The following is a 23,941-nucleotide window of genomic DNA, read 5'->3' on the forward strand; positions in this document are numbered from 1 at the left end:
TCTCCTTCAGCGGGTGTCAGGTGGCCTAATCAAGGGGGCGCTAACAGCCCCCCAACCTTAGGGCAGCATCTCAAAGCCATCTGCGCCTGTACAGGAAAACAGTGTTACGACATTACACCGCTCACTGAACAGTGAGCGTTTAGTCGTGTCATCAAGGCAGTAAATAACGGCCATGGAACCGCAGGTGATCTTCCACCACGCTGGCGATAAAGAAGTAGCTGTGGTCATACCCTTTCTGCCAGCGCAGGGTAAATTCAAAGCCTTGCTGTTGGGCAACTGCTTGGAGAGCCTCAGGTTGTAACTGCTGTGGGTAAAAATTATCACTGTCACCCTGATCGACCAGTACTGGTAAGCGGTGGCTAGCCTTAGCCATCAGCAGGGTCGCATCATAACCTTCTGCCGCAGCGCGGTCGTCGCCGAGATAGGCGGAAAAGGCTTTCTGGCCCCAAGGCACCGCACAAGGGTTTACAATGGGTGCAAAGGCCGACACCGAGGTGTAGCGTCCGGCCTGACGCAATGCCAGCACCAGTGCCCCATGACCGCCCATGGAATGGCCCATGATCGCTTGACGTTCGGTGACGGGGAAGTGTTCCGCTAGCAGAGTAGGCAGTTCCACCGTCAGATAGTCATACATCTTAAAGTGGCGGTCCCAAGGGGCTTGAGTTGCGTTGAGGTAGAAGCCAGCACCCTGACCGAGATCATAACTGGCATCGTTTGGCACATCCTCACCACGCGGACTGGTATCCGGCATCACCAGCGCGATCCCCAATTCTGCAGCCAGACGCTGCGCCCCAGATTTTACCGAGAAGTTTTCATCGGTACAGGTTAGCCCGGCAAGGCACCACAGCAGCGGCACCTTACCTTTGGCGGCCTGCGGGGGCAGAAACACGCTGAACTTCATTTCACAGTTAAGGCTAGCTGAGGTGTGCTGCCAGCGTTGCTGACGGCCAGCAAACATCAGATGCTCTTCACAGAGTGTCAGTGCAGACATAGGAACTCCTGTTAGGTCTGTATAGAGGGCCACTGCAATGCAGCGCCCAGAGAAAAAGTCAGGACGGTAGCTCCCCAGAGGTATCCGTCACAGGTGAGGCTGAGGTAAAGAAGCTCTGCATCAGAGACTTCAGGGCTTCTACATTGGGAGTAAAGGCATCTCGTCGCCAAATCAGGCAGGTGGAGACTGCACCGTACTTTTCCGGCAAGCGGTGGACACGGATACGCGGCCGATCGCTCATCTGTGCCAGTACTGACGCCGGAATAATGGCAAGCCCGGCTCCCCCAGCTACACACGCAATCATCGCATGGTAGGAGTGGATCTCCATGATGCTACCGGGCTGAGCATCCCCTTCGCGGAACCAAGCTTCCAGTTTCAGTCGGTAAGAACAGCTATTGCGGAAAGCAAAAAAGGTTTCGCCTTGCACATCCCGCGGGCAGGTTACTTCGTCATGCTCACTGCTGGTGATCAGCACCAGTTCTTCATCAAAAGCGCTACAGCTGTGCAGTTCATCATAGCCTTCTGGGCTATCCGCCAAGGCCGCCGCCACCGTTCCTTCGCGCACATGATCAATGATTTCGCCGGAAGTCCCAGTGATCAGTGACAGCGAGACAGCTGGATAGCGTTGGTGATAAGCCGCTAGCAGCCCCGGCAGACGAGTGGCTGCAGTACTTTCCATAGTGCCCAGTGCAAAGTTACCTGCCGGCTCTCCCTGACGAGTCATGCTCATGGCTTCTTCGCTGAGGGCCAGGATACGCTGGGCATAATTGAGAAAATTATGCCCCATTGGTGAGAGACGCACGCGCTGTTTCTCACGGATCAGGAGATCGGTACCCAGTTCCTCTTCCAGTTGTTTCAGACGGGTCGTGAGGTTGGAGGGCACCCGATGCAGCATCTCAGCGGCTCGGGCGACCGAGCCGCTGTCTGCGACGGCACAGAACATTTTCAGTTGTACCAGATCCATATATATTCTCTTAGTGAAAATAAGTGATATAAGGTTATTCATGATTTGAGATATTTTAATCGGATGAAGGTACCGCGACAAGCAGTGATTAAATGACAGCAGCGAGAAATATTTGTTTGGGATCGATGCCGATCCGTGTCAGATACTGGATTATCCTTGCGGACTGATTCACAATAGGCTGTTATTACGATTCACCGCCCGTTACCAGGGCTGGGAATTCACCTGCCGGAGAATAGTTGATGTCCCTTTTAAGTCAGGAAGCGGCGCTGGTACATGAAGCACTGGTGTCCCGTGGACTGGAAACCCCATTACGTACTCCCGCCCGTGAGCTGGATAATCAGACACGTAAGTCACTGATTGCCGGTCACATGACGGAAATTATGCAACTGCTGAACCTCGATCTGGGTGACGACAGCCTGACCGAGACGCCGCACCGCATTGCCAAAATGTATGTCGATGAAATTTTCTCCGGTCTGGATTACCAGAATTTCCCGAAGATCACTGTCATTGAAAACAAAATGAACGTTGATGAGATGGTGACGGTTCGGGATATCTCTCTGACCAGTACCTGTGAACATCATTTCGTCACTATTGACGGTAAAGCCACCGTTGCCTACATCCCCAAAGATAAGGTGATCGGGCTTTCAAAAATTAACCGTATCGTGCAGTTTTTTGCCCGTCGTCCGCAGGTCCAGGAACGTCTGACCCAGCAGGTGTTAGTCGCCTTACAGACACTGCTCGGTACTAATAATGTCGCGGTCTGTATTGATGCCGTGCACTATTGTGTTAAAGCCCGTGGGGTACAGGATGCCACCAGTGCCACCACCACTACCTCATTGGGGGGCTTGTTTAAATCGAGCCAGAATACCCGCCAAGAATTTTTACGTGCGGTAAGACACAATTAATCCGTATTACAGCGCTGCCCCTTGATGGCAGCGCTGTCCTTTCCCGAGTATCACTATGCCGCGTTATCCCCAGCTTGACGTTATCCGTGGTGCCGCGATTGCCGGCATTCTGTTGCTGAATATTGTCAGCTTTGGCTTACCCTCTGCGGCCTACCTTAACCCTGCTTGGCAGGGCTTTATCACCATGCCCGATGCCATCAGTTGGCTGCTGACCGAGCTGTTTGCGCGGCTGAAGTTTCTCAGTTTATTTGCCTTATTATTTGGCGCGGGTCTGGTGTTTCAGATCCCCAAAGGTGCTGCCTGGATCCAGTCACGGCTGCTGTGGTTGGTGCTTTTTGGCCTACTGCATGCGGTATTCCTCTGGCAAGGGGATATTCTGGTAGCCTGGGGGATCACCGGGCTGCTGTGTTGGCGACTGATCCGCGATGCGCGCTCTGCGCAGCAGCTGATCCGTACCGGCATCCTGTTTTATGCCGTCGGTGGTCTGATGCTGCTGCTGTTTGGGGTGCTCTCTAGCGGTCATGCGGGTAATGATTGGCTGCCGAGTCCAGCCGACATCCAGATGGAACGCTGGCGAATGTTGCATCCGGGCATGGCGGGTATTGATTATCGTATCAGCTACTTGCAACCGATGCTGATCTCGTTGTTCAGCCAGTATGGCTGGGAACTTGCAGGGCTGATGTTGATCGGCGCTGGGCTTATCCATAATGGTTGGCTACTGGGGAAATATTCTCGCCAGGACTATCTGCGGCATGCAGCCTGGCTACTGATCCCGTCACTGTTGGTGGAGTTGCTGACTGCACTGCTGCAGTGGTACAGCGGCTGGTCCTTTCGCTGGAGTGGTTTTTATCTGCAGGTACCTGGCGAACTCGTTAGTCCACTGGTCAGCCTCGGTTATGTGGCATTACTGCTGGCTGTCTGGTCACGTCTGGCCTCACTGAAAGTGACCGCAATGTTAGCCGCCATTGGTCGGATGGCGCTGAGTAACTATTTGCTGCAGACAGTGATTTGTACGCTAATTTTCTCGGTAGGGGGCCTGTTTATGCAGTTAAGTCGCTGGCAATTACTGCTGATGGTGCCTGCGGTTTGGCTGATTAACGCGCTGTTTTCGTTGTGTTGGCTGCGCTATTTCTGTCGCGGACCGATGGAGCAACTGTGGCGAGTACTGACGGATAAATCAGCGGGTAGGCGCTGACACCGGCGCGGGTTTGCCCGGTGAGATGGTCTTGGCTGGCGGCACTGGTTGATCTTTTTCAGTCATCGCTTCGACTTGCCGCGGCGTCACTGCCGGATAGCCAGGCCCGTTATCAGGCACTTCTGCTACCGGCGGGATAGGGATCAATGGGCCGAGGAAACGCGGTTCACTTTTAAAGAGATAAAGATCGGCCAATGCTGCCATTCGCGCAGCAATTTCACGTATGCGGATATCAAACATATCTTTCGGTGCCGGAACCGCATAACACTGGGCCTGGATCCCCTGATACATGGCAATAAACAGTGCCCGCTCGCAATGGAAACGTTGGGTAATGATGGTGAAGTGATTGGTATCGAAAACTTTACGGGTGCGGACAATAGAGTCCAGAGTGCGGAAACCGGCATAGTCGAGCACGATATCTGCCGGATCCACCCCAGCACGGATCAAATCTTTGCGCATGGTGCGCGGTTCATTGTAACTCTGTAGCGCATTATCGCCGCTCAGTAGTAGATAATTTACCTTGCCACTGTTATAGGCATTGACTGCGCCCTGAATGCGGTACAGATAATACTGATTCGGCTCACCGTTGCGGTAATACTTTGAGGTGCCCAACACCACACCGACTTCTCGTGCCGGTAATTTATCGACATTTTCGTAAATGTAGGGGGCGGTTTTCCAGCTGATCCAACGGTCTAGTCCCAGTGCTATGACACCTGCCAACAGGATCAGGCAGCAAACAAGGATCAAAAGGCGTTTCAGCATGTACACAGGTCACTTATTCTCAGGGTGAAACAGGGTGGCTCAAGGGTACTTGAGCCACCCGGGTCAGGCAAGTGTCGATCACAGTGAACGGCGGATATAGTAGCACTATCACAGCGACGTGCGACGGTATTGGCGATAGGCTGGTGTCCAAAAGTTATCTTCTATCGCCTGCTGTAACACTTCCGCAGAGGTGACGGTGGCCACCCCGGAAATCTGTGCCGCCCGTCCTACCTCAAAGGCGATACGTTTTGAGACTTCACGGATCTCACTGAGCGCCGGAAGCACCGGTCCACTGCCGAGGCAGGCCAGAGGCGAGCAGTCTGCCAGGGCGCGACTGGCACTCAGCAACATGGCATCGGTAATGCGCTGCGCACCGCTGGCCACTACGCCAAGGCCGATGCCCGGAAAAATATAGGCATTATTGCACTGAGCGATGGGAATGCGCTGACCTTGCCATTCCGCCGCCGGAAAGGGACTGCCGGTGGCGATCAGTGCCTGGCCATCGGTCCAGTTCAGCAGTTGTTGCGGAGTAGCTTCCGCCCGCGAGGTCGGATTGGACAGTGGCATGATCACCGGCCGCCGACAGTGACGGTACATTTCTCGGATAATCTGTTCGGTGAACAGGCCTGGCTGTCCAGAAACGCCAATCAGTACCGTGGGTTTGACATGGCGGATAACGGTGAGCAGGTCAGGGGCATCACCGCTAGTCGCCTGTGACGGAACACTGCCAGCAGGACGGGCCAGCGGACGCTGGAAGGGCAGCAGTTCCGGTTGATCATCGGTGAGCAGGCCGTCACGATCGACCATCAGTACTTGGCTACGGGCCTGATCCTCGCTGAGCCCTTCAGTGAGCATCTCGGTGATGATCTGCGCAGCAATGCCACAACCGGCCGACCCGGCACCCAGGAATACCACTTTTTGGGCAGATAGCGGTGTACCGGCTGCACGACTGGCGGCAATCAGCGTGCCAACCGCGACCGCAGCGGTTCCTTGGATATCATCATTAAAGCAGCATAACTGATCACGATAGGCCTCCAATAGGGGCATGGCATTCTGTAGCGCAAAATCTTCAAACTGTAACAGCGCCTTTGGCCAGCGGCGTTTAACCGCTGAGATAAAGCTTTCTAGGAAGGCGCGATACGCCTCGCCGCCGATGCGTGAATGCCGCCAGCCCATATACAACGGGTCATTCAGCAATTGCGGGTTATTGGTGCCGACATCCAGTGTCACCGGTAAAGTGTAGGCAGGACTAATGCCGCCGCAGGCGCTGTACAGCGACAATTTACCGATAGGGATCCCCATGCCACCGATACCTAGGTCGCCGAGGCCGAGGATACGTTCGCCATCGGTGACTACAATCACTTTAACGTTCTGTTTGGTGGCGTTTTGTAGCATATCTTCAATATGCTCACGGTCTGGCCAAGAGATAAAGACACCGCGCGCGCGGCGATAAATCTCTGAAAAACGCTGACAGGCGCGTCCAACCGTTGGTGTATAAATCACCGGCATCACCTCATCCAGGTGATCAGCCACTACCCGATAGAACAAGGTTTCGTTAGTGTCCTGAATATTGCGTAGGAACACATGACGGTCATCATCATTGGTAAAGCCCTGATACTGCTGCCAAGCCCTTTTAGCCTGTTCACTAAGGGTTTCGACGGCCCCCGGCAGCAATCCACGCAAGTTAAACTCATGTCGCTCTTCTAGGCTAAAGGCACTGCCTTTATTCAGCAACGGAAATTCCAGTAGCACCGGGCCAGCATAAGAAATATACAACGGCCGTTGGCTTTCGTACTCCAGTTCCATTATCAATACTCCGCTATTTGCTCCGCTGCCGACCGGCAGCAGAAACTGTCAGGTAAAGGGAGAAAGCAGGGAATTCCGGTATCAGAGGGAAGAGGCTTATCCGGCCGGTAAAAAAACGCGGCTTAGGCTGTCACAACCCAGGGCGGACAAAGTTGCGGCGGTCGCGCTGTATTGGCTCAAGGCTGCCCCTTCAGGCTCCGCCAACACTGCGCGGCGTAGGGTAGTGATGTCACCACCACGCATATTTACCAATATCAGTGCGGCCTGTAACGGAGGTAGCGTTGGGTTATAGGCGGCATTTTCCGCATAACGGCCAGACCATAGGGAACCGTCAGCGGTTTCCAAGGCAACGCCACTAAAGGCACCGCTGTAGGGGGCATAGCTGTGGCTAGCCGCCGTGATGGCCGCCTGGCAAAGCGCATCTCCGTGCAGAGGATAGTGGCGATCACGCTCATCCATCAATACCGAGTGAATATTGAGATCCGCGGGGCCAAACGCCTCCGGTAAAAACTCACCGAGGGTACGTGCCGCCTTACCCGGCAAGCAGATACGCAGTTGTTGGCCGCTATTCAGTTCATTCATAAACTGACGACAGTGTCCACAAGGGGTATAGTTCACCGTGACCGCCTGCAGTTGGCGCTCACCGGATAACCAAGCATGGGTAATAGCGCTTTGCTCAGCGTGAACCGTCTGTTGCAGCGGGGTACCGCTAAACTCCATATTGGCCCCGAGATACCAGTTGCCGCTGACCCCACGGGCAATGGCGCCGACATTAAACTGTGACAAGGGTGTCACCGCATAGGCTGCGGCCACCGGCAGTAATGCTAACGCCAAGGCATCTTCATTCAAGCCACTGGCCTGCTGTAGGGTGGATAGCATGTCTGCACTGAAGATACCTTTAAAATCGGCCTCTTCCAGAAATGGGAACAGGGCTTGTTGCAGACCTTCATCAAGTGTCGCAAAAGCAGAAGTAAAGCGTGGGTGCATACAAAGCCTCGCAAAATAAGATTCGGTTATCCCTGACTTTATCGGTGATTTTCCCCAAGGACACAATGTAATCATTGATTGCATTGGATTTCTGAGTGCTATACCGCAAAGTCTGATAAAAATTGAGGATTACATTCCCCTCGGATTTTGCTGCAAAAAAAGCCGGCTTTCACCGGCTCAGGACAAATGATCGCTCTGTGAGATTAACGCACCGGCATACCCGGCTGCGCACCGCTGTCTGCTGACAGGATAAACAGGTCCTCGCCGCCATTACCGGCAGACAGAACCATGCCTTCAGACAGACCGAAGCGCATCTTACGCGGTGCCAAGTTGGCGACGATAATGGTCAAACGGCCGACCAATACCGCTGGATCTGGGTAGGCAGCACGGATACCGGAGAAAATTTGACGCTTTTCGCCGCCAACATCTAGCATCAGGCGCAGCAATTTATCGGAGCCTTCAACCAGTTCGGCCTGTTCAATCAGCGCCACCCGCATATCGACTTTGGCAAAGTCATCAATGGTGATCACGCCTTCCGGTTGTTCGGCGGCGGGTTTAGCCGGTTTCTGCTTCTCTTTGGCCGCTTTTTTATCAGCGCTGGCCGGGGCACTGGCTTGGGACGCATCTTGTTTCGAGGCATCAATCAGCGCGGTGACTTTGCTCATGTCGATACGCTGATACAGGGCTTTAAACGGTGCCACAGTATGGCCGGTCAGCGGCTGAGCAATACTGTCCCAGCGCAGTTCACTGTTAAGGAACGCTTCGGCACGGTCCGACAGTTCTGGTAGTACTGGTTTCAGCCACGTCATCAGGACGCGGAACAGGTGGATACCCATTGAGCAGATAGCCTGCAGATCGGCATCACGGCCTTCTTGCTTAGCGACCACCCACGGGGCTTGTTCATCAACATAGCGGTTAGCCAGGTCAGCCAGCGCCATGATTTCACGGATAGCGCGGCCAAACTCGCGGCTGGCCCAACACTCACCAATCTTGTCGCTCGCCTCAACAAAAGTCTGATACAGCGCCGGATCGGCCAAGCTGTCTGACAACTGACCATTGAAACGCTTGGTGATAAAACCGGCATTACGGGAAGCGAGGTTAACCACTTTGTTAACCACATCCGCATTGACGCGCTGTACGAAATCTTCGAGATTAAGGTCAATATCATCGATACGGGATGACAGTTTAGCCGCATAGTAATAGCGTAGGCTGTCGGCATCCAGATGCTCTAACCAGGTACTGGCCTTAATAAAAGTGCCACGGGACTTCGACATTTTGGCACCGTTGACCGTCACATAGCCATGGACAAACAAGTTATCCGGTTTACGGTAGTTGCTGCCCTCCAGCATCGCTGGCCAGAACAGGCTGTGGAAGTAGACAATGTCTTTGCCGATAAAGTGATACAGCTCGGTTTTACTGCCTTTATTCCAGTACTCGTCGAAATCCAGGTCGCCACGCTTGTCACACAGGTTCTTAAAAGACCCCATATAGCCGATTGGCGCATCCAGCCAGACATAGAAGTATTTGCCTGGCGCATCCGGGATCTCAAACCCGAAGTACGGCGCATCGCGGGAGATATCCCACTGTTGCAAGCCGGATTCAAACCACTCTTGCATTTTATTGGCTACTTGCTCTTGCAGGGCGCCGGAACGGGTCCAGCTCTGCAGCATGTCGGAGAACGCCGGCAAATCGAAGAAGTAGTGTTCAGAATCACGCATCACCGGGGTTGCCCCTGAAATCACCGATTTCGGTTCGATCAGTTCGGTCGGACTGTAGGTGGCTCCACAGACTTCGCAGTTATCGCCATATTGATCGGCGGCTTTACATTTAGGGCAGGTGCCTTTCACGAAACGATCCGGCAGGAACATGCCTTTTTCTGGGTCGAAAAGCTGGGAAATAGTACGATTTTTTATAAAGCCGTTGTTTTTTAGGCTGCCGTAAATCTTACCGGCCAGTTCACGGTTCTCATCGCTATGGGTCGAGTGGTAATTGTCATAGCTAATGTTGAAGCCCGCGAAGTCTTTCTGATGTTCTTGACTCATCTCTTCGATCATTTTTTCTGGGCTGATCCCCAGTTGCTGTGCTTTCAGCATGATCGGAGTGCCGTGGGCATCATCAGCACAGATGAACCACACAGTATTGCCACGCATTCGCTGGTAACGGACCCAGATATCCGCCTGGATGTGTTCCAGCATATGTCCGAGATGGATAGATCCATTCGCGTACGGCAGGGCGCACGTTACCATTAGTTTTTTTGCGACTTGAGTCATAGTTTGCGTAGCTTTCTGTTATTTGGAAAAGAACCATGAATGTTAACCGAAGGCATGGCGCAGGTAAACCTGTGACAGCGGATAAAGCCTGCATCGCCGCCGGGTGGCGTCATCTGCTACTATAAGCGGATAGGTGTCGTTTAGCGGGCGTATTGACTGCCCGACCAACAGGAGAAATGACCATGGCCGATCCCCGTGCCGCAGCCCCGGATATCATCTATCATCAGGTGAGCGAGGTACTGAAACGCTTTACCCATCCCACCCTGCAGCAGGATGTGGTGCAACTGAAATCCTTGCACCATGTGGCGCTGTTGGACAGCACCTTGCATATCGAGTTGCAGATGCCGTTTGCCTGGCAGTCAGGTTTTGAGACATTACAGGATTGGGCTACGCCACTGTTGCTGAGTCTTGATGGCATCGACGCTGTGGATTGGCGACTTAGCCATGATATTGCTACTCTGAAACGCGTCAAGGATCATGCGGCCACGCCAGGGGTGAAAAACATCATTGCGGTGAGTTCCGGCAAAGGGGGAGTTGGCAAGTCATCCACGGCGATTAACCTAGCCTTAGCTCTGAAAGCGGAAGGGGCCAGTGTCGGCCTGCTGGATGCGGATATCTACGGCCCATCGCTGCCGTTAATGCTGGGCAGCGAAGGGGAGCGTCCTTCTTCTCCGGACGGTAAACATATGACGCCGATCGCCGCCCACGGACTGGCTAGTAACTCTATCGGCTATCTGGTCACCGACGACAATGCCATGGTGTGGCGCGGACCAATGGCCAGCAAGGCGCTGATGCAGTTGCTTAATGAGACCCTGTGGCCGGAATTGGATTACCTGATCATCGATATGCCCCCAGGCACTGGGGATATTCAGCTGACTCTGGCGCAAAATATTCCGGTGACCGCGGCACTGGTGGTCACCACGCCACAGGATGTGGCGTTGCTGGATGCCCGTAAAGGGATTTTGATGTTCAACAAGGTGTCGGTCCCGGTGATTGGTATGATTGAGAACATGAGCCAGCATATCTGTAGCCAGTGCGGCCATCATGAAGCCATATTTGGTACCGGTGGCGCGGAAGCGCTCAGTGAAGAGTATGGCATCCCGTTGGCGGGGCAGATACCGCTGCATATCACGTTGCGTGAAGACCTAGATGCTGGACAGCCGACGGTAGTGCGCCGCCCTGATAGCGAATTTACCCGTTTGTACCGAAACATGGCCGCGACTATCGCCGCCCGCCTCTATTGGCAGGGCGAGGTGATCCTGCCGGATATCAGCCTGCGTACACTGTAGGTCTTAATAGGGCGCAATCTGCTTGCGCCTTATTAATAGGTTTTAGTGATTGCATTGATAAAGACAGAGTATTAGCCGCTGATAGCGGCTGGCGCTACTGTGGAGCTCAACTTTTACGGAGGGCTCCTTATGTCAATCATCAATACTCAGATTAAACCATTCAAAAACAGCGCATTTAAAGAGGGTCAGTTTATCGAGCTGACAGAAAAAGATGTGGCTGGTAAATGGAGTGTGTTTTTCTTCTATCCTGCTGACTTCACCTTTGTCTGCCCGACCGAACTTGGCGATGTGGCTGACCACTACGATGAATTTCAGAAGCTGGGCGTCGATATTTACTCTGTGTCCACCGATACCCACTTTACCCATAAAGCTTGGCATGGCAGTTCCGATACCATCGCGAAAATTCGCTATGCGATGATTGGCGACCCGACCGGCGCGCTGACCCGTAACTTCGATATTATGCGTGAAGATCAAGGGCTGGCTGATCGCGGTACCTTTATCGTCGACCCACAGGGGATCATTCAGGCGGTAGAAATCACCGCGGAAGGTATCGGCCGTGATGCCTCTGATTTGTTGCGTAAAGTGAAAGCGGCACAGTACGTGGCCACCCATCCGGGCGAAGTCTGCCCAGCCAAATGGAAAGAAGGGGATGCCACGCTGGCCCCTTCCCTAGACCTGGTCGGTAAGATCTAAGTCTGACCTTTCATCTTTTTTAGCGGGTGCGTTGGCACCCGTTTTTTCCTCTGGGGGGCCCTAAATATGCTAGATAACACTTTACAACAACAACTGCGTAGCTATCTTGAAAAGCTGACCCGCCCTGTCACGCTGGTGGCATGTCTGGATGAGGGAAAAGCCTCCTCAGAGGTCAGCGCATTGCTTGAACAGATCACCGGTTTATCCGACCTTATCACCCTGGAGCGTGACGACAGCCTCTCAGGACGTAAGCCGTCCTTTATGGTGACCCAACAAGGGCAGCGGCATGGGCCGGTGTTTGCTGGTTCACCCCTCGGTCATGAATTTACCTCGCTGGTACTGGCACTGTTGCACACCGGCGGTCATCCATCGAAAGAGAGCCAAGCACTGCTCAGTCAAGTGGCCGAGCTTGACGACGACCTGCACTTTGAAACCTACTATTCACTCACCTGCCACAACTGTCCCGATGTGGTTCAGGCGTTAAATCTGATGGCGGTGCTCAACCCGAAAGTGACCCATACCGCAATTGATGGCGGGGTGTTCGGCGAGGAAGTGACACAGCGGGAAATTATGGGGGTGCCCGCGGTATTCCTTAACGGCCAGAGTTTTGGTCAGGGAAGAATGACGCTGGGGGAAATCCTTAGTAAAGCAGACAGCGGCAGTGCCCGAAAAGCAGCACAGGCGCTGAGCGAACGCACCCCTTATGATGTGCTGATCGTCGGCAGCGGTCCCGCCGGGGCCGCCGCCGCGGTTTATGCGGCCCGTAAAGGGATCCGCACTGGGCTTATCGGCGAGCGTTTTGGCGGGCAGGTACTGGATACCGTTGATATCGAAAACTATATCTCAGTTCCAAAAACCGTTGGTAGCCAGTTGGCGGGATCACTGCGTCAGCATATTGATGATTATCAGGTCGATGTGATTGATACACAGTCGGTGACAGCGCTGACCGCTGCACAGCAGGAGGGTGGTTTCCATCAGCTGCACACCGCGTCGGGCGCGACCCTGGCGGCACGCTCTGTGATTATTGCGACCGGTGCCCGTTGGCGGAATATGAATGTACCGGGGGAGGAGACCTACCGGACTAGAGGGGTGACCTATTGCCCACACTGCGATGGCCCATTGTTCAAAGGCAAACGGGTGGCGGTGATCGGTGGCGGCAACTCCGGTGCAGAAGCGGCCATTGATCTGGCGGGGCTCACCGAGCATGTCACCTTACTGGAGTTTGCCCCATCATTAAAAGCGGATCAGGTGCTGCAGGATAAACTGCATAGTTTGGGCAATGTCGACATTATCGTTAATGCGCAGACCAGTGAGGTGCTCGGAGATGGTCGTCAAGTGACGGGCTTGCGTTACCTTGATCGTCTCAGTGGCGACAGCCATGCGTTGTCTTTATCGGGAATTTTTGTGCAGATCGGACTGTTGCCGAATACCCAGTGGTTGGAAGGCACAGTAGAACGTAATGGCATGGGGGAAATTCTCGTCGATGCGAAAAATGAAACCAGCCAAAAAGGTATTTTTGCCGCCGGTGACTGCACGACCGTGCCTTATAAACAGATCATTGTCGCCTGTGGAGAAGGGGCTAAGGCTTCGTTATCGGCGTTCGATTATCTGATCCGTACCCCATCCATCGAGGGGTAAATAAACGGCCAGTCCAGTCGGGCTGGCCGTTTTTGTGTCGGTTATTTCAACAACCTGACTTTACAATTTTTCCCTTTGATCTTCACCTGTTGCAGTTGCTTAAAGGCTTTGCCGGCAGCGGTCTTACGGATAGCCACATAGGCGTGGATCGGGAACATATCAATTTTGCCGACGTCTGCTGCCGTCAGACCGGCATCACCGGTCAGTGCCCCGAGAATGTCCCCTGGGCGGATTTTGGCTTTCCGACCGCCGTCAATACACAACGTCATCATCTCTGCCTCCAGCGGTGCAGAACCACTTTTCAGTTCCTGTGCGGATAACCACTGTGGTTTCAGGTCGATATAGTCCTCAAGGGCATTGGCACGCTGAATTTCAGAAGGGGCGACGAAGCTGATAGCTAACCCTTTTTGTCCAGCGCGTGCGGTACGGCCAATACGGTGGACATGCACTTCTGGATCAAAAGAGAGTTCGTAGTTAATCACCAGTGCCAGCTCTTTGATATCCAAGCCGCGGGCGGCCACATCGGTGGCCACCAGTACGCGGCAACTGTGGTTAGCAAAGCGTACCAGTACTTGATCACGATCCCGTTGTTCCAAATCACCGTGCAGCGCCAGTACACTGATACCGCGGGCAGACAACTCATCAGAGACTTCTTGGCAGTCACGTTTTGTATTGCAAAATACCACACAGGAGGCAGGCTGATGCTGACTCAATAGGGTACGCAGTAACGGCAGTTTTTCACCCCGAGAGGTTTCATAGAACTGTTGCTCGATATCCGGTAACGCAGAGACATCGCCGGTCGATATCGCCACTGGCTGACGCTGAAAACGGGCGCTAATGCGTTCGATATTTTGCGGATAGGTAGCGGAGAACAGCAGCGTCTGGCGGTCTGTGGGCAGATAGCTGATTACGTCATCGAGAGCATCGGCAAAGCCCATGTCCAACATCCGATCCGCTTCATCCAGCACCAACACTTTGACACTGTCTAGGCGTAGGCTCTGCTTACGCAAGTGTTCCTGAATACGGCCCGGCGTACCGACCACAATATGTGGGGCATGGGCAAGGGAGGCCAGTTGCGGTCCCATGGGCTGGCCACCGCACAGGGTCAATATTTTAATGTTTGGTATCGAACGGGCCAGACGACGCAGCTCTTTACTGACCTGATCCGCCAACTCGCGGGTGGGACACAGCACCAGTGACTGGCTGGTAAACTGCGAAACATCAATTTGTTGCAGTAATCCGATGCCAAAGGCTGCTGTTTTGCCGCTACCGGTTTTCGCCTGGACACGAACATCCTGACCGCCGAGGATCACTGGCAGGGCTTCTGCCTGTACCGGCGTCATGGAGGCGTAACCAAGGTCAGCCAAGTTATCCAGTTGTGCCGCGGGCAGCGAAAGGGAAGCAAAAGATTGGGTCACAGGATTTACTCTATCAGACAGTTAACAGGGCAGATGGCAGGGCGGTCAGGCCTGACACCCGCGTAAAAGTAAAGTATATCAGAGAAGGCTGGCGGGGTGCAGCGTAAACCACACCCATGGTCGGGAGATGTCAGCCGAGGCTGTCGGTGGTGGAATGATGAGAGTGCTCAGACAGTAATGGGCAGGTTGCCGGAAGACGGCAGGGTATGGCCTGCGGGATCAGCGACATCGTAAAACGGTTGCCACTCAAGGGTTCCCCATCGAGATTAAAGGTCATCTCATGCTCAGCGTGGATCTCCACGCTTTTGCTGCGGGTGCGTATAATATTCGGGTTTTCATCATCACTTGTTAGGGTATGCATCAGAGTCGGTAGCCACTCACGGGCGGTAATAATGCTGATATCCATTAATCCGTCATCAATCAGTGCTCCAGGACAAAGACGCTGACCGCCGCCGGCCTGACGGCCATTACCGATCCCTACCACTAGGGCATCCCCCTGCCAGTTAAAATCTTCACAGCTTAAGGTGAAGTGGTCGGCTTTTAGGGTATCCACCTGCGACAGTCCATGCAGTAAATAGGAGACACCGCCAAGTGCTGCTTTCAGTTTGGCCGGTGTCTGCGAGGTGATACGCGGCCCGAAGCCCCCGGTCGCCATATTAATAAAATAGTGCTTATGGTTAACGCAGATGATATCGACCGGCGTGACCGGGGCGGTGACCGCCAAGTGCAAGGCTGATGCCAGATCTTCCGGGATACCGACGCTGGTGGCAAAATCATTGGCGGTGCCTAACGGTAAAATCCCCAGTGCCGGACGCTGTTCAGGGTCAAGCCCCGCCAATTGGTTGACGATCTGATTAATGGTGCCATCGCCGCCACCGGCAATCACCGTACTTGCACCCAATTGCAGCGCTTCTTGCAGGTAGCGTCCGGTATCGCTGCTCTCCCAAGTGAGGCGCACTTCCAAACGATAACCCGCATCACGCAGGTCATTGATGGCCTGGCGCAGCAATTCATTGCCCGCGTTTTTTCCGTTAATAATTGCCAAAGCGTGACAGTGATTTGCCATGGAGAGACTCCCAAAACTGTGATGGATAAGGTATAGCATACCATTGACGGCGACCGCTCCCGGAAAAAGTGCAAAAAAATGCCCGCTATAAACAGGCATCATTACAGGATCGCTAACAGGCAGGGGAGAAGTGCCGTGTCGGTAGACGTTAGCTGCCCATCGGGGCTTGAGTGGTCGCACCGGCAGGCAGATTGCGCAACAATAGCGCATAGTCGAGAGTGATATCATCGGGGACTGCCAGCCAGACCTTATGACCGTCTCCTGGTGCGACCTCAGTAGATTGACCTTTGCTGTTGAGCATCTGATCCAACGTTAAAGTAATATTTCCCGCAGGGGTCATGATCTCCAGTGAGTCGCCACACAGAAATTTATTTTTTACCGCCACTTCAGCCAAATTATCACGGCGCTGCCCCGTGAATTCACCGACAAACTGTTGACGGTCAGAAGCAGAATAGCCTTGCTGATAATTCTGGTAGCTGTCATGGGTATGGCGGCGCAGGAAACCTTCGGTATACCCCCGATGTGCCAGCCCTTCAAGGGTTTCCAGCAGGCTCGGGTCGAATGGTTTTCCGGCCGCCGCATCGTCGATAGCACGACGATAGACCTGAGCGGTACGGGCACAGTAGTAAAAAGATTTAGTGCGGCCTTCAATTTTCAAAGAGTGTACACCGGCCTGGCTAAGACGTTCCACATGGGCGACGGCCCGTAAATCTTTGGAGTTCATGATGTAGGTGCCGTGTTCATCTTCAAAGGCACTCATAGGTTCTTCAGGACGCATTTTCTCTGTCAGCAAAAATACCTGATCGGTTGGCGTCCCTGTTCCCAATGTCGGTTCTATGGGGGTAACGGGGATCGGATCGTATTTTTCCACAATGTTACCGACCTGATCTTCACGAGCCGGTTCGACTTTATAATCCCAGCGGCAGGCATTGGTACAGGTGCCTTGATTCGGGTCACGCTTGTTCAGATAGCCGGAAAGTAGGCAACGGCCTGAGTAGGCCATGCACAGGGCGCCGTGTACAAAGACTTCAATTTCCATCTCTGGGACCTGTGCACGAATTTCTTCAATCTCTTCCAGTGACAGTTCGCGGGACAGGATCACGCGGCTCAGCCCCATCTGACTCCAGAATTTCACCGTCGCCCAGTTTACCGCATTGGCCTGTACCGACAGATGGATAGGCATCTGCGGGAAAGCTTCGCGAACCAGCATGATAAGCCCAGGATCCGACATAATCAGCGCATCCGGCTGCATGGCGACCACTGGTTGCAGATCACGGATAAAGGTTTTCAGTTTGGCGTTGTGTGGGGCGATGTTCACCACCACATAGAATTTTTTCCCGAGCTGATGCGCCTCATTAATTCCCTGCTGCAGGTTTTCATGGCTGAATTCATTGTTACGTACTCGCAAGCTGTAGCGGGGCTGACCGGCATACACCGCATCGGCACCGTAAGCAAAGGCGTAGCGCATATTTTTCAGGGTCCCAGCAGGGGACAGCAGTTCAGGCTTAAACATGGCAACTCTCATAATCTGATATCAGGTCAGGGCAGGCCCGGGAAACAGGGTCAGTAATCACCCTATAAAAAGGAGGGGATTGTAGTGAGCGGCGCACGGATTGTAAATCCTTTCTACGCCTTAAGATGATTGCAGCACGCTCTGGCCCGCATCCCAGCGGTAACCCAATCCGTAGACGGCTCTGATCGGCGGCTGTCCGTTATCTGGGGTCTCCAGTTTACGGCGCAGGTTTTTGATGTGGCTATCGATGGTGCGATCGGTCACAACTCGGTAATCATCATATAGCAGATTGAGTAATTGCTCGCGGGTGAATACCTTACCCGGTGTCTGTGAGAGCGTTTTCAGTAGACGGAATTCCGCCGGGGTCAGCGCCAACGGCTGGCCGTTCCACTGAGCCTGAAAACCGCTATTATCGATCAGCAGCGCTGGCTGTGGCTGATCACTAACGTTTTCCGGCTGGCGCAAACATCGACGCAGGATCATTTTTACCCGTGCCACTACTTCTCTCGGGCTAAAAGGTTTACACACATAATCATCGGCACCGCTTTCCAACCCGAGGAGGCGATCGATCTCTTCGCTACGGGCGGTCAGCATTATAATCGGGATATCTGAAAAAGCGCGGATTTCCCGACATAGAGTCAGTCCATCTTTTCCAGGCAGCATCAGGTCCAGAATGATCAGCTGTGGTGAGTGTGCAGTAAGCTGCTCGATCACTTCATCACCACGGTAAATCACTTGGGTGCGGTATCCCCCGGCTTGAAGATAATCTTCCAGTAACCGCGCCAGTTTCGGTTCATCTTCCACCACCATGATCAGGGGGATTTCTGTTGGTTCACTCATCCTGAGACTCCCGCAGGGTTAAAGGCAATAAGACATTGATAGTAACACCTCCCAACGGAGAAGACTGACAACGGATGCTTCCCTGGTGGGCGTCAGTGATGGCACGACAAATCGCTAATCCCAATCCCGCACCACCACTGGCACGGTTGCGGGAATGCTCTCCGCGGTAGAAGCGATCAAAAATGTGAGGTTGCTGTTGTGGGTCGATACCTGGAGCAGAATCCGAAAAGCTCAGTTGCCACCCGCCGGGCAGCAGACTGAGGGTCACCTGTAACTGACCACCGGCCTGGGTATAGCGTAGGCTGTTTTCCAGCAGATTGTGGCATAACTGACTCAGGCGGCCATAATCGCCGAAACAGGGGGCATTTTGAGGCAGATGAGTAGTCAGTCGCAAGCCCGCATCCTGGAACCGCTGACGGTTACTGGCACAGACTGTTTCCGTGAGGATCCGCAAATCGAGAGGCTGCATATGATAGCGCAACACTCCGGCATCGAAGAGCGCCAATTGGTGGAGGTCGTCGACCAGTTTATTCAGCGTCATCACTTCTGTCTGTAAGGAGGTCACTGCTTCAGGAGTCAAGTGGCGGACACCATCCTGTATGGCTTCCAACTCACCCTGCAATATGGCCAGCGGCGTCCGTAATTCGTGCGAGATATCGGCCATAAAGGCGCGACGATTACTTTCATTTTTTTCCAGTGATGCCGCTAACTGATTAAAGTCCCGTGCCAGTTGCCCAAGCTCATCGTCACTGGTGACTCTAACCCGAGTGGTTAGCCGCCCCTGGATCAGCTGCCTGGTACCACCCACCAGACGTTTGACCGGGGCTAACAATCCCCGTGATAGCAACCAGGTCACCACTGCCGCCAACAGGGTAGTCAGGGCGACAATGACCCAGCTGGCACGTTTTTGTTGCTGGTCAAAGTTGATGTCGGTACTACGGGTGAGTTGTTCGGGGGGCGAACCGATCACCCAGCCGACGACGGCTCCCTCGGTGGTGGTGATCGGATGTTCAACCCGCTCAATGGGCAATTTCTCCCGTGGGCCGATCAGTACCTGATAATGGTTGTCGGTGATCCAGAAAGGAGTGCGCCAGCCAGGGGAGGGGAGATTTCCCTGCGGCTGACTCTGCTCCAAGGAATGCAGCAGGCTATAGATCATACGATTATTATTACGCAGAAAAGCCCAACTGCCGTGCTGCTGATACTGTTCTGCCAAGGCTTCACTCAGTAGATTAAGCCGCTGTTCGTTTCCTTGGCGGATATAATCGACAAAGCCGTGTTCAAAACTGAGACGCACCGCGGCATTCATGGTAATCAACACGAGCAAGCAAGTGATAAAAATAGTCAGAAACAGCTTGGTGCGGATGGTCAGCCGCCAGCGCCAGCTCCTCATTTAACGCGTTTCTTTAATAAACTGTTACGACTCAGGTTGTCGGGAACAAACCAGAATACCGCCAGCGGCAGCCACAGGAACAGCCCGATCCAGATCCACACCTGACTGAAAATATGGCGGAGGCTCTCAGCATCACTGGCTGCCGACGAACCATACGCGGCCAGCATAATGCCCGCTAGTGTGACGCCGGTGCTCATAGAGAGTTGCATCACCATCGATAACAGGCTGTTACCTGCTGCTGCCAGATCATCCGGTAACTCCTTCAGCGTCAGAGTATTCATGGTGGTAAAACGCACAGAATTGACGCCGCCAAGCAAAAATAACACCAGCGGCAGGCTGCCAGTGAGGCCGAATTTCAGTACCAGCGGCAGCAGCATCACTACCATACCTAGCAGTAGAGTTGCGGATAGCAGCGCCTTACGGTAACCCACGAGGTTGACCAGCCGGACGACTATCCGCTTAATCAGCATACTCCCAGCCACCATTGGGATCATCATCAGGCCAGCATGCAGCGGGCTGAAGCCTAGCCCCAATTGGAGAAACAGCGGGATCATAAACGGCAGCATCCCACTGCCGGTACGGGCAACCATACTGGCGAGCAGACCAATGCGAAACACTTTGTTTTTGAAAAGTTTCAGGCTGAAAATGGCATTGTCGCGATGGCGAGCATAGACAGGATAGAGCAGTAGACTGCCGACCCCAACCAGCAGCAACAGGATCAGCCCGTGGCGGTCACTGCTGGCCCAGCCGCGGCTTTCCAAGGCGATGGTCAGGCTGGCCATGGCGACTGCCAGTAACAGAAAGCCGGGAAAATCGAAACGGCGCGGTGGCAGTCGATAATCCGGCAGCAATTTAAGGGTTGCCCAAGCGCCAACGATACCGACAGGAAGATTGATCAGGAAAATCCAGTGCCAACTAGCATATTCCACCAGTAAGCCACCAAGAGTTGGGCCAGCCAGCGGACCCACCTGACCTGGCAAGGTGACAAACGCCATCGCGGCCATATACTGCGCCCGTGGCACGATTTTCATCACTGTCAGTCGGCCGACCGGTACCATCATGGCACCGCCTATTCCCTGAAGGATACGCGATAGGATCAGTTGATTAAGATCCGCTGACAGCGCACAGCACAGAGAGCCTATTGTGAAGATCACAATAGCGCTGCAAAAAACATTACGGACACCCACTCGGTCTGCCAACCAGCCACTCAGAGGCAGCATCACTGCAACGGTGAGTACATAGCTGACGATCACCCGGTGCATACTTAGCGGGCTGACATTCAGGGCGTGTGCCATGGAGGGCAGGGCTGTGTTAACAATGGTGGTATCCAGCGACTGCATAAAAAAACCAAAGGCGACGATCCATAACTGCCAGCGCACTGAGGGCGGAGTGGACTGGTTTACGGGATCGGGAGTTTCACTCATCAGGTTTCTCCTGAAGCTGAGCTAAAAAGTCAGCATAATCATTATCCGTTGCCTGCTCCCAGGGCGATACACGGTACAATTGCTCAGTCGTCTACAATGAGACCTTTTTATCTTACCCTTTTTTAATGCATTAAGGGGGAAAGGCTGTTGATTGGTTGCTAAAGATCATCATAGCTTGGCATTTTAGGACAAAACTGTGCTTAGCGTCTTTAACCGGAAGGGATGTCGAACATTCCGATATGATACTCAATCGTGCTGGGGAAACTGCTCGAGGTGACGTTGTGACAGAACAGAATAGGGTTATGATTAATACTCAATAAACTCTTAATACCACATCTTTCAGCGGCCAGTGAGCCGGTGGTTTAATTTGTGTTGGAATGACTGCCCACCAAACATTGGTGACACCCCACCTTTTGTCGGAGAGTTTGCCGTTTGGCAGGCAGCGTTGAGATAATTTTATTTCAGGTTGCAACAGCAAACGGATTGTAGAATGGCGTTTGAATAAAAGAGGGTAGACGGATAATTCTGCTATCGCATCCTTACTGTGGGTGAAGGCGAAAAATAGGTAAAGAGATACAGTTATCTAAGGAAGGAGAATTTAGCCAATCGCTCACCGAGAAAATATACAATGGCCGAGAATAATTCCAAGGCCAGAGTGAGGGAAATCGTTGAGCCTGTGAGTCATGGTCAGGGTATCTCGATAATCAATATTATGACCAAGTAAAGCCACCAGCGCAGTTAGGCTATTTGTGATGAGGGAACGTTGATTGTCCCCCGACACTGAGATGTCGGGAGACGTTGGGATCACCAGCCGAAGCCCTGTCCCCGTTGCATTAAACTGATACAGTAAGACGGGTCCTGACGGGCTTTTTCCTGCTGTTTAGAGGATAAATCGCTCCAAATAGAGAGAACCCGCTCACCGGCACCACGGTTGTAGGAGTGTCTTTGCAGTGCATAGTCTGCATTGGTTCCCTCAGTGATATTTTTAAGCATCGCTCTCAAGGCATCATCTTTGATGTCGTAGTGTCTACCGGTTATGGTACACAGCATAGATCCGTAATACCGTATGTTCTCCTGAGTCACATAGGATGGCATTAAGAAAAAACCAACCACTGCGATAACGACTAAGTACCACCACTTAAACTTTTGAAACATTCTATAAGCCCGATCTGATTTATTTGGAACGCCCGACATCAGCGTTCATTATCTTTTATTATAGCCCTTAAAAGTTCCGTAGATCGAGGGGGGAAGGCAATATCAGTGCAGGATGGCATTTGTGGTAAAAATTCACAACGCTTCATTAAGGAATAATGCTAATTTATTTCTTAATGAATGAATAATTGTGTTATGAAACCGTGCGGTTCATACTCTATTACCGAAATATACTGCTGGCAGAACTTGTATTGTGTTATCTGCTGATGAGCGATTAAGCGGGTGATTATCTTCGGACCGAACTGTTGTTGATACGATGTTTATTATTTTACCTGAATTAGAAATGTTTTTCCTGTGTCAGGGAATTAAGGCCTGAGTGATGAATAAAATCTCTTTTCCAATAGCAGTAATTATTACCGGAATTGTCTCCGGAGTTGGCGGTATGCTACTGGCGATGCTTCTTCATACGGTACAGCACTGGACGTTTGGCTACAGCCTGGATGCCATTATCAGTCCTGAAAGTTTTCTCAGTGGCGTCACCCATGCCAGTGGTCTTCGGCGGTTTGCGGCATTAGTGTGTGGCGGATTGGTGGCTGGCGTTGGCTGGTGGCTATTGGGGCGTTATGGCAAAAAACGTGTCTCGGTAGACAGTGCCGTCAAAAATCCGGATAAACCCATGCCAGCCGGCACCACCTTTATTCATGCATTGCTGCAAATTATCACAGTCGGCATGGGTTCTCCTCTGGGCCGAGAAGTGGCCCCCCGAGAAGTTGGTGCGTTAGGCGCCACAGGATTAGCCAGCCTTCTTAAGGTATCCAGTGAACAACGGCGGGTATTGATCGCCTGTGGTGCGGGGGCTGGATTAGCGGCGGTGTATAACGTTCCTCTGGCCGGTGCCATATTTACCCTCGAAGTACTGTTAGTCTCATTCCAATGGTCCTGTATTTTGCCAGCGATATTGACCTCGGCGATTGCCGCAGTCATCGCCAGTCTCGGCCTAGGCAGTGGTAGCCAATATCATTTCCCTACTGTTCACTTTAGCCACAGTTTGTTTTTGTGGGTAGTGCTAACTTCTCCGTTATTTGGCGTGGCGGCCAGCTATTTCAGACGTTTTACCAATAAGGCGAAACAGGGAGTAAAGCAGAACTGGCAGATGCCGGTATTGTGTCTCATGAGTTTTGCTTTGACGGGATTACTGGCTGTCTGGTTCCCGCAACTACCGGGAAATGGTAAGGGGCCGACTCAGTTAGCATTGCAAGGCACCCTCGATGGATCACTGTCGCTGGCGCTTTTAGTGTGCAAAGTGGTGGTTATTATCTGTGTGTTGAGAGCCGGTGCGGAAGGCGGTGTGCTAACCCCAGGTCTGACGGTGGGTGCTTTGATGGCAAATGGCCTGTTTTCGCTGTTCTCGCCGCTGCTGTCGGTCAGTGCTAAACCTGAAATCGTATTGATCGGTGCGGCGGCATTTCTGGGAACGTCAATGTGTATGCCGCTGACTGCGATTTTTCTGGCGCTCGAATTTACCCGTGCAGACAGCTCTCTGGTGGTTCCGTTGGTGATTGGCGTGGTGATAGCCTATTCTTCCAGCCTCCTATTGGAGAAGTCTAAGGCATAGTCGGGACGGGGCGACGTGCC

Annotated in this window: 19 protein-coding genes; 6 read left to right on the top strand and 13 right to left on the bottom strand. The window is 53.0% G+C overall.

Annotated elements, in window-relative coordinates; genetic code table 11:
* Window positions 1-151: 151 nt before the first annotated feature.
* Both fghA and ptrR read right to left on the bottom strand, forming a co-directional pair.
* Complete coding sequence (fghA, locus tag DW47_RS0111775) at window positions 152-991, bottom strand: S-formylglutathione hydrolase (RefSeq protein WP_029686614.1); 840 nt, start codon at window positions 989-991, stop codon at window positions 152-154.
* 58 nt (window positions 992-1,049) lie between these two features.
* Complete coding sequence (gene ptrR / locus DW47_RS0111780; protein WP_051150927.1) at window positions 1,050-1,955, bottom strand: putrescine utilization regulator PtrR; 906 nt, start codon at window positions 1,953-1,955, stop codon at window positions 1,050-1,052.
* A 239-nt stretch (window positions 1,956-2,194) separates the two neighbouring features.
* Between ptrR and folE the strand changes: the two genes are divergently transcribed.
* Entirely contained in the window at window positions 2,195-2,860 is a 666-nt protein-coding gene (gene folE / locus DW47_RS0111785) for a GTP cyclohydrolase I FolE (RefSeq protein WP_029686616.1), read from the top strand.
* Window positions 2,861-2,915: 55 nt separating this feature from the next.
* A complete protein-coding gene (gene yeiB, locus DW47_RS0111790) occupies window positions 2,916-4,055 on the top strand; it encodes a DUF418 domain-containing protein YeiB (protein ID WP_029686617.1) in 1,140 nt (379 codons plus the stop codon).
* Here yeiB and sanA read toward each other — a convergent pair.
* The 4 genes from sanA to metG form a co-directional block, all read right to left on the bottom strand.
* Window positions 4,038-4,817, bottom strand: a complete 780-nt coding sequence (gene sanA / locus DW47_RS0111795; RefSeq protein WP_084689066.1) for an outer membrane permeability protein SanA — start codon at window positions 4,815-4,817, stop codon at window positions 4,038-4,040. The two genes, yeiB and sanA, sit on opposite strands and share 18 nt — an antisense overlap.
* Before the next feature lie 108 nt (window positions 4,818-4,925).
* Window positions 4,926-6,623 (bottom strand): NAD-dependent malic enzyme, encoded by a 1,698-nt coding sequence (locus tag DW47_RS0111800; RefSeq protein ID WP_029686619.1) that lies wholly within the window; start codon window positions 6,621-6,623, stop codon window positions 4,926-4,928.
* 96 nt (window positions 6,624-6,719) lie between these two features.
* On the bottom strand, window positions 6,720-7,610 hold the full coding sequence (gene cdd, locus DW47_RS0111805) for a cytidine deaminase (RefSeq protein ID WP_029686620.1): 891 nt from the start codon (window positions 7,608-7,610) through the stop codon (window positions 6,720-6,722).
* A gap of 203 nt (window positions 7,611-7,813) precedes the next feature.
* Window positions 7,814-9,880 carry a methionine--tRNA ligase gene (gene metG, locus DW47_RS0111810; protein ID WP_029686621.1) on the bottom strand — a complete coding sequence of 689 codons (2,067 nt, stop codon included), beginning with the start codon at window positions 9,878-9,880 and terminating at the stop codon, window positions 7,814-7,816.
* A gap of 176 nt (window positions 9,881-10,056) precedes the next feature.
* On the opposite strand from metG, the gene apbC reads away from it, so the two are divergent.
* From apbC to ahpF, 3 genes are all read left to right on the top strand, one after another.
* Window positions 10,057-11,169 carry an iron-sulfur cluster carrier protein ApbC gene (apbC, locus tag DW47_RS0111815; protein WP_029686622.1) on the top strand — a complete coding sequence of 371 codons (1,113 nt, stop codon included), beginning with the start codon at window positions 10,057-10,059 and terminating at the stop codon, window positions 11,167-11,169.
* 129 nt (window positions 11,170-11,298) lie between these two features.
* Window positions 11,299-11,862 carry an alkyl hydroperoxide reductase subunit C gene (ahpC, locus tag DW47_RS0111820; protein ID WP_029686623.1) on the top strand — a complete coding sequence of 188 codons (564 nt, stop codon included), beginning with the start codon at window positions 11,299-11,301 and terminating at the stop codon, window positions 11,860-11,862.
* Window positions 11,863-11,928: 66 nt separating this feature from the next.
* Entirely contained in the window at window positions 11,929-13,500 is a 1,572-nt protein-coding gene (gene ahpF / locus DW47_RS0111825) for an alkyl hydroperoxide reductase subunit F (protein ID WP_029686624.1), read from the top strand.
* 41 nt (window positions 13,501-13,541) lie between these two features.
* On the opposite strand, the gene dbpA is transcribed toward ahpF, so the two are convergent.
* From dbpA to DW47_RS16445, 7 genes are all read right to left on the bottom strand, one after another.
* Entirely contained in the window at window positions 13,542-14,918 is a 1,377-nt protein-coding gene (gene dbpA, locus DW47_RS0111830) for an ATP-dependent RNA helicase DbpA (RefSeq protein WP_029686625.1), read from the bottom strand.
* 130 nt (window positions 14,919-15,048) lie between these two features.
* Entirely contained in the window at window positions 15,049-15,984 is a 936-nt protein-coding gene (gene yegS / locus DW47_RS0111835; protein ID WP_051150957.1) for a lipid kinase YegS, read from the bottom strand.
* A 148-nt stretch (window positions 15,985-16,132) separates the two neighbouring features.
* Window positions 16,133-17,497: a prephenate-dependent tRNA uridine(34) hydroxylase TrhP gene (gene trhP / locus DW47_RS0111840; RefSeq protein WP_029686627.1), complete on the bottom strand. Its 1,365-nt coding sequence runs from the start codon at window positions 17,495-17,497 to the stop codon at window positions 16,133-16,135.
* Window positions 17,498-17,617: 120 nt separating this feature from the next.
* On the bottom strand, window positions 17,618-18,337 hold the full coding sequence (baeR, locus tag DW47_RS0111845) for an envelope stress response regulator BaeR (protein ID WP_029686628.1): 720 nt from the start codon (window positions 18,335-18,337) through the stop codon (window positions 17,618-17,620).
* Window positions 18,330-19,730 (bottom strand): envelope stress sensor histidine kinase BaeS, encoded by a 1,401-nt coding sequence (gene baeS, locus DW47_RS0111850; RefSeq protein WP_029686629.1) that lies wholly within the window; start codon window positions 19,728-19,730, stop codon window positions 18,330-18,332. The genes baeR and baeS overlap by 8 nt, the downstream gene beginning before the upstream one ends.
* Entirely contained in the window at window positions 19,727-21,154 is a 1,428-nt protein-coding gene (gene mdtD, locus DW47_RS0111855) for a multidrug transporter subunit MdtD (RefSeq protein WP_051150928.1), read from the bottom strand. Before mdtD ends, baeS begins: the two co-directional genes overlap by 4 nt.
* Before the next feature lie 804 nt (window positions 21,155-21,958).
* On the bottom strand, window positions 21,959-22,204 hold the full coding sequence (locus tag DW47_RS16445; RefSeq protein ID WP_038027546.1) for a hypothetical protein: 246 nt from the start codon (window positions 22,202-22,204) through the stop codon (window positions 21,959-21,961).
* Window positions 22,205-22,685: 481 nt separating this feature from the next.
* Here DW47_RS16445 and DW47_RS0111870 point away from each other — a divergent pair, with 481 nt between their 5' ends.
* Window positions 22,686-23,921: a chloride channel protein gene (locus DW47_RS0111870; RefSeq protein ID WP_029686632.1), complete on the top strand. Its 1,236-nt coding sequence runs from the start codon at window positions 22,686-22,688 to the stop codon at window positions 23,919-23,921.
* Window positions 23,922-23,941: the final 20 nt, after the last annotated feature.

This window comes from Tatumella saanichensis, from assembly GCF_000439375.1.
Lineage (GTDB): Bacteria > Pseudomonadota > Gammaproteobacteria > Enterobacterales > Enterobacteriaceae > Tatumella > Tatumella saanichensis.

Bases quoted from the DNA above. Each gene is read 5' to 3' on its own strand.
- fghA (WP_029686614.1), bottom strand. From the start codon at position 991: ATGTCTGCACTGACACTCTGTGAAGAGCATCTGATGTTTGCTGGCCGT.
- ptrR (WP_051150927.1), bottom strand. From the start codon at position 1,955: ATGGATCTGGTACAACTGAAAATGTTCTGTGCCGTCGCAGACAGCGGC.
- folE (WP_029686616.1), top strand. From the start codon at position 2,195: ATGTCCCTTTTAAGTCAGGAAGCGGCGCTGGTACATGAAGCACTGGTG.
- yeiB (WP_029686617.1), top strand. From the start codon at position 2,916: ATGCCGCGTTATCCCCAGCTTGACGTTATCCGTGGTGCCGCGATTGCC.
- sanA (WP_084689066.1), bottom strand. From the start codon at position 4,817: ATGCTGAAACGCCTTTTGATCCTTGTTTGCTGCCTGATCCTGTTGGCA.
- DW47_RS0111800 (WP_029686619.1), bottom strand. From the start codon at position 6,623: ATGGAACTGGAGTACGAAAGCCAACGGCCGTTGTATATTTCTTATGCT.
- cdd (WP_029686620.1), bottom strand. From the start codon at position 7,610: ATGCACCCACGCTTTACTTCTGCTTTTGCGACACTTGATGAAGGTCTG.
- metG (WP_029686621.1), bottom strand. From the start codon at position 9,880: ATGACTCAAGTCGCAAAAAAACTAATGGTAACGTGCGCCCTGCCGTAC.
- apbC (WP_029686622.1), top strand. From the start codon at position 10,057: ATGACCATGGCCGATCCCCGTGCCGCAGCCCCGGATATCATCTATCAT.
- ahpC (WP_029686623.1), top strand. From the start codon at position 11,299: ATGTCAATCATCAATACTCAGATTAAACCATTCAAAAACAGCGCATTT.
- ahpF (WP_029686624.1), top strand. From the start codon at position 11,929: ATGCTAGATAACACTTTACAACAACAACTGCGTAGCTATCTTGAAAAG.
- yegS (WP_051150957.1), bottom strand. From the start codon at position 15,984: ATGGCAAATCACTGTCACGCTTTGGCAATTATTAACGGAAAAAACGCG.
- trhP (WP_029686627.1), bottom strand. From the start codon at position 17,497: ATGTTTAAGCCTGAACTGCTGTCCCCTGCTGGGACCCTGAAAAATATG.
- baeR (WP_029686628.1), bottom strand. From the start codon at position 18,337: ATGAGTGAACCAACAGAAATCCCCCTGATCATGGTGGTGGAAGATGAA.
- baeS (WP_029686629.1), bottom strand. From the start codon at position 19,730: ATGAGGAGCTGGCGCTGGCGGCTGACCATCCGCACCAAGCTGTTTCTG.
- mdtD (WP_051150928.1), bottom strand. From the start codon at position 21,154: ATGAGTGAAACTCCCGATCCCGTAAACCAGTCCACTCCGCCCTCAGTG.
- DW47_RS16445 (WP_038027546.1), bottom strand. From the start codon at position 22,204: ATGCTGTGTACCATAACCGGTAGACACTACGACATCAAAGATGATGCC.
- DW47_RS0111870 (WP_029686632.1), top strand. From the start codon at position 22,686: ATGAATAAAATCTCTTTTCCAATAGCAGTAATTATTACCGGAATTGTC.